The sequence below is a fragment of the Roseomonas sp. HF4 genome (genome assembly GCF_005222755.1).
Classification (GTDB): Bacteria; Pseudomonadota; Alphaproteobacteria; order Acetobacterales; family Acetobacteraceae; genus Neoroseomonas.
In genome coordinates, this window is sequence record NZ_STGD01000009.1 from 151,120 (window position 1) to 166,965 (window position 15,846).

At 73.6% G+C, this 15,846-nt stretch carries 13 protein-coding genes and 1 other RNA gene; 1 reads left to right on the forward strand and 13 read right to left on the reverse strand.

Features of this window, described 5'->3' with window-relative positions; all coding sequences use genetic code 11:
* Positions 1 to 5: 5 nt before the first annotated feature.
* The 13 genes from E8M80_RS15110 to E8M80_RS15170 all read right to left on the reverse strand — a co-directional run bounded on the left by E8M80_RS15110 (position 6) and on the right by E8M80_RS15170 (position 14,072).
* Positions 6 to 1,178 (reverse strand): FtsW/RodA/SpoVE family cell cycle protein, encoded by a 1,173-nt coding sequence (locus E8M80_RS15110; RefSeq protein ID WP_170979437.1) that lies wholly within the window; start codon positions 1,176 to 1,178, stop codon positions 6 to 8.
* Entirely contained in the window at positions 1,178 to 2,560 is a 1,383-nt protein-coding gene (murD, locus tag E8M80_RS15115; RefSeq protein WP_137126532.1) for a UDP-N-acetylmuramoyl-L-alanine--D-glutamate ligase, read from the reverse strand. Before murD ends, E8M80_RS15110 begins: the two co-directional genes overlap by 1 nt.
* The gene (gene mraY, locus E8M80_RS15120) at positions 2,557 to 3,642 is read right to left on the reverse strand and encodes a phospho-N-acetylmuramoyl-pentapeptide-transferase (RefSeq protein WP_370287451.1); all 1,086 of its coding nucleotides are present in this window, start codon (positions 3,640 to 3,642) and stop codon (positions 2,557 to 2,559) included. Before mraY ends, murD begins: the two co-directional genes overlap by 4 nt.
* Positions 3,642 to 5,021: a UDP-N-acetylmuramoyl-tripeptide--D-alanyl-D-alanine ligase gene (gene murF / locus E8M80_RS15125; protein ID WP_137126534.1), complete on the reverse strand. Its 1,380-nt coding sequence runs from the start codon at positions 5,019 to 5,021 to the stop codon at positions 3,642 to 3,644. Before murF ends, mraY begins: the two co-directional genes overlap by 1 nt.
* Positions 5,018 to 6,460, reverse strand: a complete 1,443-nt coding sequence (locus E8M80_RS15130; RefSeq protein WP_137126597.1) for a UDP-N-acetylmuramoyl-L-alanyl-D-glutamate--2,6-diaminopimelate ligase — start codon at positions 6,458 to 6,460, stop codon at positions 5,018 to 5,020. The genes murF and E8M80_RS15130 overlap by 4 nt, the downstream gene beginning before the upstream one ends.
* A 4-nt stretch (positions 6,461 to 6,464) precedes the next feature.
* Complete coding sequence (locus tag E8M80_RS15135) at positions 6,465 to 8,318, reverse strand: penicillin-binding protein 2 (RefSeq protein WP_137126535.1); 1,854 nt, start codon at positions 8,316 to 8,318, stop codon at positions 6,465 to 6,467.
* Positions 8,319 to 8,401: 83 nt separating this feature from the next.
* Positions 8,402 to 9,157, reverse strand: a complete 756-nt coding sequence (locus E8M80_RS15140; RefSeq protein ID WP_137126536.1) for a hypothetical protein — start codon at positions 9,155 to 9,157, stop codon at positions 8,402 to 8,404.
* The gene (gene rsmH, locus E8M80_RS15145) at positions 9,154 to 10,092 is read right to left on the reverse strand and encodes a 16S rRNA (cytosine(1402)-N(4))-methyltransferase RsmH (protein ID WP_137126537.1); all 939 of its coding nucleotides are present in this window, start codon (positions 10,090 to 10,092) and stop codon (positions 9,154 to 9,156) included. Before rsmH ends, E8M80_RS15140 begins: the two co-directional genes overlap by 4 nt.
* Entirely contained in the window at positions 10,089 to 10,556 is a 468-nt protein-coding gene (locus tag E8M80_RS15150) for a division/cell wall cluster transcriptional repressor MraZ (RefSeq protein ID WP_137126538.1), read from the reverse strand. Before E8M80_RS15150 ends, rsmH begins: the two co-directional genes overlap by 4 nt.
* 315 nt (positions 10,557 to 10,871) lie before the next feature.
* Positions 10,872 to 11,284: RNase P RNA component class A (gene rnpB / locus E8M80_RS15155), an RNA gene on the reverse strand.
* A 62-nt stretch (positions 11,285 to 11,346) separates the two neighbouring features.
* Complete coding sequence (locus E8M80_RS15160) at positions 11,347 to 12,318, reverse strand: tripartite tricarboxylate transporter substrate binding protein (protein WP_137126539.1); 972 nt, start codon at positions 12,316 to 12,318, stop codon at positions 11,347 to 11,349.
* Positions 12,319 to 12,556: 238 nt separating this feature from the next.
* Entirely contained in the window at positions 12,557 to 13,234 is a 678-nt protein-coding gene (locus E8M80_RS15165; RefSeq protein ID WP_255467531.1) for an N-acetylmuramoyl-L-alanine amidase, read from the reverse strand.
* 70 nt (positions 13,235 to 13,304) lie between these two features.
* Positions 13,305 to 14,072, reverse strand: a complete 768-nt coding sequence (locus E8M80_RS15170; protein ID WP_137126540.1) for a TerB family tellurite resistance protein — start codon at positions 14,070 to 14,072, stop codon at positions 13,305 to 13,307.
* 127 nt (positions 14,073 to 14,199) lie between these two features.
* On the opposite strand from E8M80_RS15170, the gene E8M80_RS15175 reads away from it, so the two are divergent.
* On the forward strand, positions 14,200 to 15,822 hold the full coding sequence (locus E8M80_RS15175; protein WP_137126541.1) for an FMN-binding glutamate synthase family protein: 1,623 nt from the start codon (positions 14,200 to 14,202) through the stop codon (positions 15,820 to 15,822).
* Positions 15,823 to 15,846 lie beyond the last annotated feature (24 nt).

Here is a 15,846-nt window from a genome sequence, read left to right on the forward strand (position 1 = left end):
GCCCCTCACCCGAGCCCCCCGGCGGCGACCGCCGAGGCCGGCGCCGCCTGCCCGTCCTCGGCGCGCGCGCCGGTGCGCCGGCGCGTCAGCGCCAGCAGCATCCCCATCCCGACCGCGATCGCGAGGACCGAGGAGCCGCCATAGGACACGAAGGGCAGCGTCATGCCCTTGGTCGGAATGAGGTGCAGGGTCGAGCCCATGTTGACGAAGGCCTGCAGGCCGAACTGCGTGAGCAGCCCGGTGCCGGCCAGCATGACAAACAGGTCGCTTTCGCCCAGCAGCCGCATCAGCCCGCGCACCACCACGAAGGCGAACAGCGCGATGATGACCATGCAGACGACCATGCCGTATTCCTCGGCCGCAACGGCGAAGACAAAGTCGGCATGGGCGTCGGGCAGCACGTTCTTGACGCGGCCCTCGCCCGGGCCGCGGCCGAGCAGGCCGCCGTTCGCGAAGGCCTCGAGCGCCACGCTGACCTGGTAGGAATCGCCCGATTCCGGGTCGAGGAAGCGGTGCACGCGCGACTGCACGTGCGGGAAGATCATGTAGGCCCCGACCGCGCCGAGCACGCCGAGCCCGCCCACCGCACCGACGATGAACAGGTTCATCCCCGCGACGAAGAACTGCGCGAAGAACACCGCCGCGACCACAAGCAGCATGCCGATGTCGGGCTGGCTCTTCAGGATGCCGGCGACCAGCACGAACAGCACGACCGCGATCGACGCGCCCCAGACCTTCGAGCCCGGCATCTTGCCCTCGGCGATCAGCCAGGCGGCGACGACGGCGAAGAAGGGCTTCAGGAATTCGGACGGCTGCAGCGAAAAGCCCGGGATCGGCAGCCAGCGCCGCGCGCCCTTGATTTCGGTCCCGACCACCAGCGTCGCCGCCGTCAGCACCACCGCCGCCGCGAAGCCGAGCAGCGCGAGCCGCCGGACGCCGCGCACCGACAGCAGTGAGACCGCCACCATCAGCAGCGTGGCCAGCCCGAGATAGGCGACCTGCTTGATGAAGAACATGTGGCGGGAGGAGGCGCCGATGCGCTCGGCCACCGCCGGCGAGGCCGCCAGCATCATCACGTAGCCGAAGCCCACCAGCACGAGCAGCGCGACCAGCGTCCAGCGGTCGACCGTCCACCACCAGCGACCGAGGACGGAGGTGTCGGAGCGCGACAGGGCCATCAGGCGCGCCCCCCCGCGATCATGGCGCGCGCGAGGTCGCGGAAGCGGTCGCCGCGCGCATCGAAGCCCGTGAACTGGTCGAAGGACGCCGCGGCCGGGGAGAGCAGCACGACCGGCGCCGCGCCCGCGAAGGCGGCGGCGGCGGCGGCAGGCAGCGCGGCGTCGAGTGTTCCCGCCACCTCGTGCGGCACGCCGTGCGCGGCGAGCGTCGCGGCGAAGGCGGGCGCGTCGCGGCCGATCAGGACGGCCTTCGCGATGCGCGGGAAGAAGGGCGAAAGGCTCTCGATGCCGCCGGCCTTCGCCTGGCCGCCCGCGATCCAGACGACGCGGTCGTAGGAGGCGAGGGCGCGCGCCGCGCTGTCCGCATTGGTCGCCTTGCTGTCGTTCACGAAGGCCACGCCCCGCGTCGTGCCCACCACTTCCTGCCGGTGCGGCAGGCCGGGATAGGTTGCGATGCCCTGCGCGATCTCGGCGCGCGACAGGCCGAGGGCGAAGCCCGCTGCGGCGGCCGCGGCGGCGTTCTGGGCGTTGTGCGTGCCTGGCAGCGTGCGCGCAGCGTCGAGGTCGATTATTGCGCCCCCGTCGTCGCGCAGCATCCGTTCCTCCGCCCAGATGCCGCCTAGCTGCGGCACCTGGCCCGAGACCGGAACGATGCGCGCCGCCACCAGGGGCGCCATGCCGCGCGTCACCGGGTCGTCCTGGCCCAGCACCGCCACGTCCTCGGCCGTCTGCCGGGCGAAGATGTTCGCCTTCGCAGCAGCGTAGCCCGCCATGTCGCCATGGCGGTCGAGGTGATCGGGGCTGATGTTCAGCATCACAGCCACGTTGAAGCGCAGCGTGGCGATTCGCTCCAACATGTAGGACGACATTTCGAGGGTGTAGACCCCGTCCGACCCCAACATGTTGAGTCCGAGGGCGGCGGGACCGAGATTGCCGCCGGCCTCGGCGCTGCGCCCGGCGGCGTGCAGCATGTGATCGATCAACGCCGTGGTGGTGGACTTGCCGTTCGTGCCCGTGACGCCCACGAAACAGGCGCCGGATTGCGCGGCAAGGACGGCGCGATAGAGGAATTCCGCATCGCACAGGATGGGCACGCCGGCCGCCTGCGCCGCCGCCGCCGCGGGGTGCGCCGTGGGCAGGCGGTGCGGGATGCCGGGCGAGAGCAGCAGCGCATCGGCCGCGAGGCGCCCCGCGGCGGGGTCGCGCAGCGTGATGCCGGCGGCCTCGGCTTCGGCACGCCGCGCCGGGTCGTCGTCCCAGGCCGTCACCTCCGCGCCCCAGTCGCGCAGCCGCAGCGCCGCGGGCAGCCCGGCGCGGCCGAGCCCGACCACCGCGATGCGCGCGCCGGGGAAGGGGGTGAATGGCGGTGGGGGCGGGGTCATCGGATCTTCAGCGTGCTGAGGCCGACGAGCGCCAGGATCATCGCGATGATCCAGAAGCGGATGACGATGGTGGCCTCCGCCCAGCCCTTCTTCTCGAAGTGGTGGTGCAGCGGCGCCATCAGGAAGACGCGCCGGCCCGTCCGCTTGTACCAGAAGACCTGGATCACGACCGAGACGGTCTCGACCACGAAAAGCCCGCCCACGATGGCGAGCACGATCTCGTGCTTCGTCGCCACCGCCAGTGCGCCGAGCGCGCCGCCCAGAGCGAGCGACCCGGTGTCGCCCATGAACACCGCCGCCGGCGGCGCGTTGAACCAGAGGAAGCCGAGCGCCGCGCCGATCAGCGCCGAGGCGAGGACGGCGAGCTCGCCCGTGCCCGGCACGTAGTGCAGCTGGAGGTAGTCGGCGAAGACGCGGTTGCCGACGAGATACGCGATCAGCGCGAAGACGGCCGCCGCGATCATCACCGGAACGATCGCGAGCCCGTCCAGGCCGTCGGTCAAGTTCACGGCGTTGGAGGAGCCCATCATCACGAGCATGCCGACCAGCGGGAACAGCAGCCCGAAGGGAACCAGCACCTCCTTGAAGACCGGCAGCGCGAGGGTGGTGGAGAGCGGCCCGGGCATCAGCCAGGTGATCCAGACCGCGACCACGAGGCCGAGCGCCGCCTGCACCGCGAGCTTCATCCGCCCGGAGACGCCCTTGCTGTTCCGCTTGGTCACCTTCAGCCAGTCGTCCGCGAAGCCGAGCGCGCCGTAGCCGACAGTCAGCAGCAGCACCGCCCAGACCATGCCGGAGGTGAGGTCCGCCCAGAGCAGCGTCGAGACCACCAGCGCCAGCAGGATCATGACGCCGCCCATGGTGGGCGTGCCCTTCTTCTCGATCAGGTGGCGCTCGGGCCCGTCGTCGCGGATCGGCTGGCCGCCGCGCTGGAAGGATCGCAGCCAGCGGATGATGGGCGCGCCGAACACGAGGCAGATCAGCAGCGCCGTCAGGCAGGCTGCGCCGGCGCGGAAGGTGTGGTAGCGCGCCAGGTTGAAGAGCTGGAACTCGTCGGCCAGCGGAACGAGGAAATTGTAGATCACGAGCCGCTCTCCCCGCACAGCGCCTGCACCACGACCGCCATGCGCGATCCGAGCGAACCCTTCACCAGCACCGCGTCCCCCGGCCGGAGCGCGCCGCGCAGCACGGGCGCGAGCGCCGCGCTGTCCGGGCAATGCGCGCCGCGCCGCGCCTCCGGCAGGGCGCGATGGAGGTGCTCCATCATCTCCCCGCAGGTGAAGACGAGGTCGCAGGCCGTGGCGGCATCGGGGGCGAGCGCGGCGTGGATCGCCGGCGCCTCCGAGCCGAGTTCGCGCATGTCGCCCAGCGCCGCGATCCGTCGCGTCGCCGCCTGCGCCGCCAGCACCGCGAGCCCGGCGCGGATCGAGGGCGGCGAGGCGTTGTAGGAATCGTCGATCAGCAGCGCCTCGCCGCCCTCGACCCGGATGCGCGACCGCCGCCCGCGCCCCGCCGGCGCGCCGAAGGCGGGCAGCGCCGCCGCGGCGCTGCGCGGCGCGAGGCCCAACGCATGCACCACCGCGAGCACCGCGCAGGCATTGAGCGCGACGTGCCGCCCCGGCGCGGCGAGCGTGACGCCGAGCCGCTCCCCCGCGAGCATGATCTCCGCGCGGCCGCCCTCGGCCTCGCCCTGGTAGGAGAGCAGGCGCGCATCGGCACCCGCCGCCTCCCCATGCGAGAGGACCTCGAGCCCCGCCTCCCGCGCGCGGGCCGCGAGGCGGGCGGCGAAGCGGCTGTCGGCCGGCAGCACCAGCACGCCGCCGGGTGCAATGCCGGCGATGATGTCGCCCTTCTCCTCGGCGATCGCCTCCTCGCTGCCGAGGTGCCCGATATGCGCGGTGCCGATGTTGGTGACGAGCCCGACATGCGGGCGGGCGAGGGACGACAGCGGCGCGATCTCGCCCCGGTTGTTCATGCCCATCTCGACGACGGCGAAGGCCGCATCGCGCGGCATCCGCGCCAGCGTGACCGGCACGCCCCAGTGGTTGTTGAAGGACGCGGCCGAGGCATGCGTCGGGCCGAAGGCCGCCAGCGCCACGCGCAGCATCTCCTTCGTCGTGGTCTTGCCGACCGAGCCGGTGACGGCGACGACATGGGCGTCGGTGCGGGCACGCGCCGCCGCGCCGAGCGCCGCGAGCCCCGCCAGCGTGTCGCCCACATGCAGCAGGGGCGCGTCCTCGGGCATGTCGGGCGGTTCGCGCTCGACCATCGCCGCCGCCGCGCTGCGCGCCAGCGCATCCGCCACGAAGGCGTGCCCGTCGCGCGTGTCGCGCAGCGCCACGAACAGGTCGCCCTGCGCCAGGCTGCGCGTGTCGATCGAGATGCCCAGCACCTCGACCTCGGGACCGATCGTGCCGCCGGTCGCGGCGCGCAACTCGGCCGAGGTCCAGAGCGCGCTCATGGCCCGACCCCCGCGAGGCGCCGCACCACCTCGACATCGTCGAAGGGATGAACGACGCCCGCGATTTCCTGGCCGCTCTCGTGGCCCTTGCCGGCGACGGCCAGCACGTCGCCCGGGCCGAGCGCGGCCAGCGCCGCGGCGATCGCCGCCTCCCGCGTGCCGGCGTCGATGGCACCAGGCGCGCCGGCCAGCACGGCGGCGCGGATCGCGGCCGGGTCCTCGCTGCGCGGGTTGTCGTCGGTGATCCAGACGCGGTCGGCGCCCTCGGCTGCGGCCTGGCCCATCAGGGGGCGCTTGCCCGGGTCGCGGTCGCCGCCCGCGCCGAACAGGACGTGCAGTTGTCCCGACGTGTGCGGGCGAAGCGCGGCGAGCAGGCGCGCGAGCGCATCCGGGGTGTGCGCGTAGTCGACATAGACGGTGGCGCCGTTGGCCAGCACCGCGGCGCGCTCCATCCGCCCGCGCACGCCGGCCAGGCGCGGCAGGGCGGCGAAGGCGCGGTCCGCCGGGAGGCCGGCGCCGACCGCGAGTGCCGCGGCCAGCAGCGCATTGTCCGCCTGGAAGCGGCCCGGCAGCGGCAGCAGGAGGTCGCGCCGCGCGCCGAAGGCCATGACCTCCAGCGCCTGGCCGTCGGGCAGGGGGCGCGCGGAGAGCAGGCGCACCGCCTCGCCGCCCTCGCCCACCGTCAGCAGCCGCAGGCGGCGGGCGCGCGCCGCGTCGCGCAGCGCGGCCAGTACGGCCGGGTCCATCTCGGTGCAGGCGGCGGCGGCGCCGCCGGCGGGCAGCAGCGTGTCGAACAGCCGGAGTTTCGCGGCGCGATAGGCCGCCATCGAGCCGTGGTAGTCGAGGTGGTCGCGCGTCAGGTTCGTGAAGCCGGCGGCGGCGAGCACAACGCCATCCAGCCGCCGCTGGTCGATCCCGTGCGAGGACGCCTCCATCGCCGCCGCGGCCACGCCCGCGCGGGCGAGCGCGGCCAGCGTCGCGTGCAGCGCCACCGGGTCGGGCGTGGTCAGCGAAGGGCCGGGCGGGAAGCCTTCCGCCACCAGGCCAAGGGTGCCGAGCGAGGCGGCGCGCTCCCCGCCCATGGTCCAGATCTGGCGCAGGAAATCGACCGTGCTGGTCTTGCCGTTGGTGCCGGTGACCGCGACGACGGTGCGCGGCTGCGCGCCATGGAAGGCCGCGGCCATGAGCGCCAGCGTCCGGCGCGGATCGGGGCTCGCGATCATGGGGCGCACCGGCACGCCGGGCGGCCAGTCGGTGCCCTCGGGCGCGATGACGGCGGCGGCGCCGCGCGCGACAGCATCGGCGATGAAGGCGCGGCCGTCGGCGCGCGCACCGGGCAGGGCGGCGAAGACCATGCCAGGAGCCACGGCGCGGCTGTCGGCCGTCAGCCCGGCGATGTCGCCATTCCCTGCCGGGACGGGGAGGCCCGCGCGGCGCATGACGTCACCGAGGCGCAAGGCGCGCCTCCCGCTGCGAGCCGGGGCTGCGCGGGGCGGCGGTGGGGGCAGCCTCGGCCGGCGCGGCGGGGCGCGCGGCAGGCGCGGGCGCGAGGCCCGGGATGCCGCGCCCGTTCATCGGCATGGCCAGCGCACGCTCGATCGCGGGCGTCATCGGCTCCGGCATCAGGCCGAGGATCGGCGCGATACGCTGCACCACCATGCCGGCCGCCGGCGCGGCGACCCAGCCCGCGGTCGCGTAGCCGTGGCTGCGCGCATTGGGCTTGGGCTCGTCCACCATGACGTAGATGGCGTAGCGCGGCGCATGCATCGGGAAGGCGCCGATGAAGGCGGCGATGCGCTTGTTCTGCAGGTAGCCGCCGCGCGGGCCGGTCTTCTGCGCCGTGCCGGTCTTGCCGCCGACATAGTAGCCGGGCACCTCGGCGCTGCGGCCGGAGCCCGCGGTCACGACCAGGCGCATCATGCGGCGCACGAGGTCCGAGGTTCGCTCGCTGATCACGCGCGTGCCCTCGCGCGCCGTGCCGGGCGGCTGCGCCAGGATGGTCGGCTGGCGGAGGATGCCGCCATTGACCAGGGTGGCGCCGGCGGTCGCGACATGCAGCGGTGTGACCGAGATGCCGTGGCCGAAGCCGATCGTCATGGTGTTGAGCTCACGCCAGGTGCGCTGGCCGGGCACCAGCGGCAGGGCGCTCTCGGGCACCTCGATGCCCATGCGCCGCGTCATGCCCATGCGGTCCATGAAGTCGCGGTGGCGGTTGACGCCGACCGCGGCCGCCATGTGCGCGGAGGCGAGGTTGGACGAATAGGCGAGGATCTCGGGCAGGGCGAGCCAGCGGTTCTTGCCGCGGAAGTCGTTGATCTCGAAGCGGCCGACGCGGATCGGGCGGGACGCGTCATAGCCGCCCCAGGGCTGCACCGTGCCGTATTCCAGTGCCATCGCCGCCGTCAGCAGCTTGAAGGTCGAGCCCGGTTCGTAGACGCCGACCGTCGCGCGGTTGAAGCGCTGGTCCACGGTGGCGGCGCCGACGTCGTTGGCGTCGTAGTCGGGCAGGCTGACCATCGCCAGCACTTCTGAGGTGTGGACGTCCATCACCACGCCGGCGCCGCCGATGCCGTTGAACTCGGTGATCGCGCGCTGGATGCTCTCGCGCAGCGCGATCTGCACCCGGATGTCGAGCGAAAGGCGCAACTCCTGCGAGGCGTCGCGGCGCAGGCGCTCGTCGAAGGCGCGCTCGACGCCGGCGATGCCGTGGCCATCCACGTCGACGCCGCCGATGATGTGCGCGGCGGTCCGGCCCTGCGGGAAGAAGCGGCGCTCGGCTTCCTCGAAATAGAGGCCCGGGATGCCGAGCGCATTGACCTGCGCGACTTCCCGCGGGGTCAGCGCGCGGGCGATGTAGGAGAACTGCCGGTCGCCCGTGAGGCGCTGCACGAGGCGTTCCCGGTCGAGCTGCGGCAGGATCCGCTGCAGTCGCGCGGCTGCCTCCTCGGGGTTCAGGATGTGGCGCTGGTTCGCGTAGAGCGCGGTCAGCGGCAGCGTGACGGCCAGCATCTCCCCGTTGCGGTCCATGACGGTGGCGCGGGAGACGGCGGCCTCGGCCGGCGGCGTGGGCGGGCGGGACAGCAGGGCCGCGCGGCGTGCCTCGGTCGGGTTCAGCACGGTGGCGAAGGCGAGCTTCAGCGCCACCGCGCCGAACAGCACCGAGAAGCCGAGGGCGGCGAGCACGAGGCGCCCGCGCGTGCGTTCGAGGATGGCGCGGCGCGCGAGGTCCGGCTGCGTGACGCGCACCACCGGGAACTGTGCCGGCTCCGTCCCGGTCGCGGCGGGGCGGCGCAGCATCGGCGCATGCGCCGGGGGCGAATGCGGCTCCGGCGCCGGGACCGGCGGTGGCGTCGGGATGTGATGCATCCGCCGCGGCCGGGCTAGCGGCCGCTGCCGGCGGGCAGCGTGGCGGCGCGCGCGACCGGCACCGGCGGCGCGAGGCCGAGGCCGCCGCCGAAGATCGACGCGGAGGGCGGCGCGGCGGCAACGACGCGGCGCGCCGCGGGCGGAGGCTCGGCCGGCTGGACATGCACCGCGCGCCGGACCGGCGCTTCGGGGGCCCGTGCCGGGCGCGGCGGCGCGGCGGCGGCGAGGCGGCGGGGCGGGACGGCAGGCTCGGCGACCCCTTCGGCCGGGCGTTCCGCGTGGCGGAGGGCCGGTTCCGCGGCGCGCGCCGGCGCCTCGGCCGTGCGGGTCGGGTCTTCCGCGGCCGGCGGGGCCGGCTGCACGACGGCCAGGGCGGCAGGCGCCGCGGGAGCCGGTGCCACCGGCGCGCGCGGGGTGGCGGCGGCCAGCGCCGTCGCGGCTGACGCGGCCGGCGGCAGGAAGGAGGGCGGGCCCGCGAAGTCGCGCGCCGCGGGCAGGCGCTGGCGCATCTCGGCCATGCGCGCGAATTGCGCGGGCGCCATGGGCTCGAGCGAGAGATGCCGCTGCGCGACCTGGCGCAGCCGCTCGGGCTCGTTCAGCAGGGCCCATTCGGCGGTCAGCACCTGGGTACGCTCGCGCGCTTGCTCGGTGTGGCGGTGGATCTCCCGCAGTTCGCGGTCGAGCTGCGAGACCGCGTGCTTGACCTGGTAGAGATACAGGCCGGCGCCCGCGGCGGCGGCGAGGCTGAGCAGCGTCAGGGGGCGGATCATGCGGCCTCCTCCAGCCGTTCCAGCGCGCGCAGGCGGGCGGAACGGGCGCGGGGGTTGTGGGCGGTCTCAGCCTCGGCGGGGCGGAGTGCGCGCGGGGTCAGGAGGCGGAACCCCGGTGCCCTGCGCGCCGCCAGCGCGCCAGGGTCGTGGCGGGAGGCGCCGGTGCCGCGGCCCGCCGCTTCGGCCATGAAGCGCTTGGCGATGCGGTCTTCCAGCGAATGGAAGGCGACCACGACCAGCCGCCCGCCGGGTGCCAGCAGCCGCGCGGCGGCGGCGAGGCCACGCTCGACCTCGCCCAGCTCGTCGTTCACCGCGAGGCGCAGCGCCTGGAAGGACCGCGTCGCGCCGTCGATGCCGGACGGGTCGCGCGGCACCTTGCTCCGTACCAGGGCGGCGAGGTCGCCGGTCGTCGCGAAGGGCTGCTCGGCGCGGCGGGCGACGATGGCCTTGGCGATGCGGCGGGAGAAGCGTTCCTCGCCGAGGCGGAACAGGATGTCGGCGAGCTCGGCCTCGGGCAGCGTGTTCACGAGGTCCGCCGCGGACGGCCCCTGCTTCTCCATCCGCATGTCGAGCGGCCCGTCGGCGCGGAAGGAGAAGCCGCGCCCGGCCTCGTCGAGCTGGAACGATGAGACGCCGAGGTCCATCACCACGCCGTCGAGCGCGGTGACGCCGCGCGCGGCGAGGAGGTCGAGCATGTCGCCGAAGCGGCCCTTGATCAGGTGCAGGCGCGGCGCATGGCGCGCGACGAGGCCGGCGCCGCGGGCGATGGCGTCGGGGTCGCGGTCCATGGCGTAGAGCGTGCAGTGCGGGGCTGCGTCGAGGAACGCGGCCGCGTAGCCGCCGCCGCCGAAGGTGCAGTCGAGGTAGGTGGCGTCGTCGCGCGGCGCCAGCGTGGCCAGCACCTCGGCCAGCATGACGGGCAGGTGGCCGGTCATGGCGCAGCCCCCGGCGCGCGGGGGGCGGGCAGCGTCAGGTTGCCGGCGCGGGCGCGCTCGCGCGCCTCGGCCAGGTGCGCCGCGGCGCGCGCGCTGTCCCAGATCTGGAAGGACCGGTTGGCGCCGAGGATGGTCACGGCCTCCCCCAGGCCGAGCCCGGCCACGAGGTCGGGTGGCAGCACCAGGCGGCCTTCCGCATCCGGGCGCGCATACTGCGCGCCGGCGAACAGCGAGGCGCCGAGGTCGTTGGCGCCGGCCGAGAAGATGTCGAGGCGGTCATGGCTTTCGGCGAGCAGCTCGAAGGCGGGCTCCGGCCAGCATTCGATGCACTCGAGCTGGTACGAGCGGAACAGCACGATCTGCGCGCTGCCCTGGGCCTCGAGCCGGGCGCGGAAGGGCGCAGGCACCGAGATGCGGCCTTTCTTGTCCAGCTTGACATTGTGCGTGCCCAGGAACCGGGTCATCGCCCCCCGCGTGCGGCCACGCGCGCCGCGTCCAACCTGCTGTTCCGTTCCGGTTCAGCGGCCGGCGAGGCCCCCCGACCCCGCCGGCTCGCCCGACCATCCCGCTCCTGATCCCGCTCGCCCCCCCGAGCGTCCTGGGATCATCACGGGATGACATGGGATAACATGGGAAAACGCGGGACAGCAAGGGAGAAACGCTGGTGTCGTTTTCGGGGTCGTTCAGGAAAACATAGTGAATCAAGGGAATTGCCGCATGAGTCTGCATGGGGTTCTGAGCAAAGGCGAATGTTTTGCGCCTTCCGGCAGGGGAAGGGCGGCGTCAGGCGGCCTGTAAGCCGGGTTCTGTCGTGGCCTTGCGGCCACGGACGGCCATTCCTCTGGAGCCCGCATCGCTGCGGGCTTCGCGCGGCCAACCCGGGCGGAAGGGCGGAACCGCCCCTGCGACAGCGCCCGAAGGCACCTCGCCGTCCGCCCCTATTCGGCCTTGCTCCCGGTGGGGTTTGCCGTGCCGCCGCCGTTGCCGGAAGCGCGGTGGGCTCTTACCCCACCGTTTCACCCTTGCCGCGGGGTGTCGCCCCGAGGGGAGCCACGCCGCGGCGGTCTGTTCTCTGTGGCACTTTCCCTGGGGTCGCCCCCGCCGGTCGTTGACCGGCACCGTGGTTCCGTGGAGCCCGGACTTTCCTCCAGCGCGGGATCGCTCCCGCGCCAGCGGCCGCCCAGCCGTCTGACGCCGGGGGTCGTCTGCGCCCGCGCGGGGCCCTCCGTCAAGCCCGCGCGCGGGTGCTTCGCGTCATTGCGGGCGGATGCCGGCGGCGCCCGCGGCGGCGCCCCACTTCTCCATCTCGGCCTGAACGAAGCGGCGCATCTCCTCGGGTGAGTTGGACACGATCTCGGCGCCGAGCGTGCGGTGGCGCTCGATCACCGCCGGCGTGCGCAGCGCCGCGCGGATGTCGGCATTGAGTTTCGCCAGCACTGCCGGCGGCAGGTTTGCCGGCGCGATGATCATGCCCCAGGTCGCGGCCTCGAAGCCTGGCAGCAGGGCCTCGGCCATGGTCGGCACGTCGGGTAGCTGCGGGCTGCGCTGCGCGCCGGTGGTGGCCAGCGCCTTCAGCGTGCCCGCCTGGATGTGCGGCAGCGCCGCCGGCACCGTGTCGAACATGATGTTCACGCGGTTGGCGATCAGGTCGGGATGCGCCTGGGTGCTGCCGCGATAGGGCACGTATTCCAGCGTGATGCTGGTGCGCTGCGCGAACAGCACGGGTGCCAGGCGCACCACGCCGCCGGTGCCGGCGAAGGTGACGCCGGGGTTGCGCCTGGCGTGGTCCACCAGCTCCGCCGGCGTGTTCGGCGCGAAGGCACGCGGCGCGCAGAGCACGAGCGGCGTCGCCGTGGTCTGCGTCACGAAGGTGAAGTCGCGCATCGTGTCGAAGGGCAGCCGGTAGAAGGCGGCATTGACCGGATGCCCGACCGAGACCAGGCCGAGCGTGTGGCCATCGGCCGGCGCACGCGCCACCAACTCGGTGCCGATCACGCCATCCGCGCCGGCGCGGTTCTCGACCGGCACGGGCTGGCCCCAGGCGGCAGCGAGCGGTTCGGAAATCAGCCGGGCGGTGATGTCCGAGACGCCGCCCGGCGTATAGGGGACGACGATGCGCACGGCGCGGGACGGGAAGGCGGACTGGGCGCGGGCGCGCCCGGACGTTCCAAGCAGGGCCGGGGCGGCGAGCAGCGAGCCCCCGAATGCCCGGCGGGTGATGGTCATGGCGTTGTCTCTCCCTTTGGGCTGGTCGCCCGGAGGGATGCTAGTGCAGGGCGGCGGCGGGCGCGCGGGGCGTGTCGCCTGGGTCGCCGCCGGTCAGCGCGTCCCGGACGGCGTTGCGCAGGAGGCCGGCGCCGATCCAGGCGCATGGCGGGCCATGCGCGGCGACCGCGGCAAGCGCCGCGTGCAGATGCGGCTGTGCGGCGATGAAGTGCGCGAGGTCGGCCGCGCGCGCAACGCCCTATCCGCAGAGTGCCGCCACCGCCGCGATGCGGGCGCGGGTGGCGGCATCGGCGACGCCAACTGCGCGCGGCGGCAGCCAGTGGCGCTGGAACGCCGTGACCAGCACGGGCAGCGGCAGGTCCGTGCGGTAGCCGATGGCCTCGAGCAGCGGCAGCGTCGCGGCCTCCGGCGGCGGCGCCGGCTCGCCGTCGGGCCAGAGGCCGACGCCGTTGCGCGCCAGGCCTTCCCAGTCGAACAACTCCCCCGGGTCCTGCTTGCGGTCCGGCGCGATGTCGCTGTGGCCGACGACGTTGCGCGCCGGGATCGGGTGGCGTGCCAGGATGTCGAGGCAGAGGTCGCAGACTGCCGCCATCTGCAGCGCCGGGAAGTCGCGGTAGCCCCATTCGTGGCCGGGGTTGACGACCTCGATCCCGATGGAGCGCGCATTGAGCCCCGTGTGGCCGCGCCAGTGGGAGACGCCGGCATGGGCCGCGCGCCTGTCCTCGGACACAAGGCGGAGGATGCGGCCATCTTCCTCGACGACATAGTGGCAGGACACCTTGGCCGCCGGGTCGCGCAGCCGGTCGATCGCGTCCTGCCCCGTGCGCATGCCCGTGTAGTGCAGCACCAGCATGTCGACCGGCGTGCCGTCGGGCCGCGCGTCGTGATTGGGGCTGGGTGCCTCCGTGACGGTCACCACGGAAGTGCAGGCATCCAAAGAAGGAGGGGGGCTCGGGGGGCGTTCCCTCCCCCCGACCTGCGCGCCGTCACAGCTTCCGTTCCCGCTTGATCCGGTCCCACGCCGCGTTGATGTCCGCGACCTTGGCCGTGGCGCGCTTGACGAATTCCTCCGGCACCCCGCGGGAGGCGAGGCTGTCCGGGTGATTCTCCCGCATCAACTGCTTCCAGGCCGCGCGCACCTGTTCGTCGGAGGCTTCCCGCGTCAGGCCGAGGACGGGGTAGGGGTCCTCGAAGTCCTGCGCGCTGACGCCGCGCGGCGTGCCGCCCTTGGCGCGTTGCCAGGCCGCGGCGTCCAGGCCGAAGCGCGCATGGATGCCGCGCAGCATGGCGCCTTCGGATGTCGTCACCGGCCCGTCGGCGCGCGCGATCCGTACCAGGGCCGCCAGCACGTCCTCGAGCATCGCCTTGTTGTCGGCGAAGACCTCGCCGAGGCGCTCGGCGAAGGGCTCCCATCCCTCGGCGCTCTCGCGCGCCTGGTCGAACAGGCGGCCGACGTCGCGGAGGCTTTCCTCGGGCACGCGGAACATCTGGCGGAAGGCCTCGATCTCCGCGCGCTTCACGGGCCCGTCCGCCTTGGCGAGCTTGGCAGCCAGCACGACGATCGAAAAGGAGAACAGGTTCTCCTTGCCGCCCAGCATGTGGACCATGTCGGCGGCATTGGGCGGGATGCGGCCGGCGCCCGGCATTGCGCCCTGGTCGGCCGCGTGGCCGACCGCCGCGCCCACCATCGCGCCGAAGGGCCCGCCCATGGCGAAGCCCGCCATGCTGCCCAGGATCTTGCCCCAGAAGCTCATATCCGCGGGTTCCTAGCATGGCGGGCGGCGCGCGTCAGGCGTGTCCTGGCGCACGGTCCGGGCAAACGGACGGATGGCGCGCGCCGGGCGTTGCGCTAGCGTCATTGTAATATCGGAGGTCCCGCCCATGCCGCCCTGGCAGCTCGCCCTGACGCCGCGCTTCCTGCCGCTCAGCCTCTCGGCGGCGGCGGCGGCGCTCTGCCTGGTGCTGCTCGGCGCCAGCCCGGGCGCGGCGGAGTGGTGGGTCACGGGCCTCGGCCTGTTCGGCGGGCTCACGGCACTCGGCGTGCGGGACCTGACGCAGACGCGCCATGCGGTGCTGCGCAACTACCCGATCTCGGCGCATCTGCGCTTCCTGCTCGAGAGCATCCGGCCCGAGATGCGCCAGTACTTCTTCGAGGACGAGAAGAAGGGCACACCCTTCAGCCGCGACCAGCGCGCCGTGGTCTACCAGCGCGCCAAGACGCAGCTCGACAAGCGCCCCTTCGGCACGCAGAACGACGTCTATGACCGCGGCTACGAATGGCTGCACCATTCGGTCGCGGCGCGGCCCGTCCCGCCGGCGGATTTCCGCGTCATGATCGGGGGCCAGGGCTGCTCGCAGCCCTATTCGGCGTCGCTGCTCAACATCTCGGCCATGAGCTTCGGCTCGCTCAGCGCCAATGCCATCCGCGCCCTGAACGAGGGCGCGCGGCGCGGCCGCTTCGCGCACGACACGGGGGAGGGCGGGCTCAGCCCGCACCACCTGGCGCCGGGGGGCGACATCATCTGGGAGATCGGCTCGGGCTATTTCGGCGCGCGCGACGCGGAGGGCCGCTTTTCGGCCGAGCGCTTCGCCGCGACCGCCGCCAACCCGCAGGTGAAGATGGTCGAGCTGAAGCTCAGCCAGGGCGCCAAGCCCGGCCATGGCGGCGTGCTGCCCGCCGCCAAGGTGAGCGCCGAGATCTCGGCCACGCGCGGCGTGCCGATGGGGTTGGACTGCATCTCGCCCGCCTTCCATTCGGTTTTCGCGACGCCGGTCGGGCTGCTCGAGACGATCGCCGAGATGCGGCGCCTGTCGGGCGGCAAGCCCGCGGGCTTCAAGCTCTGCATCGGCCATCGCTGGGAATTCCTCGCGATCTGCAAGGCGATGCTCGAAACCGGCATCACGCCCGACTTCATCGTGGTGGACGGCAAGGAGGGCGGCACGGGCGCCGCGCCGCTCGAATTCATGGACCACCTCGGCACGCCGCTGCGCGAGGGGCTGGACTTCGTGCACAACGCGCTGGTCGGCACGGGGCTGCGCGATCGCATCCGGATCGGCGCCAGCGGCAAGATCGTGACCGGCTTCGACATGGTGCGCGCGTTGGCGCTCGGCGCCGACTGGTGCAACGCGGCGCGCGGCTTCATGTTCGCGCTGGGCTGCATCCAGTCCCAGTCCTGCCATACGGACCGCTGCCCGACAGGCGTCGCGACGCAGGACCCGGTGCGGGCGCGCGCCCTGGTCATCGCCGACAAGGCGCCGCGGGTGCACAATTTCCACGCCCAGACGATGCACGCCCTGGCCGAGCTGCTGGCCGCGGCGGGGCTGCAGTCTCCGACCCAGGTGCGTCGCGAGCACCTGTTCCGCCGCATCTCGGACCATGAGGTCGCGAGCTTCGCCGCGCTCTATCCGCTGCTGCCGCCGGGCGCGCTGCTTGAGGGCACCAGGGACGCCCGCTTCGCCGACGCCTGGGCGCTGGCGCGGCCGGACAGCTTCGCCCCCGCCTGACGCCCCGCTTGTCCTGGGGCGGCC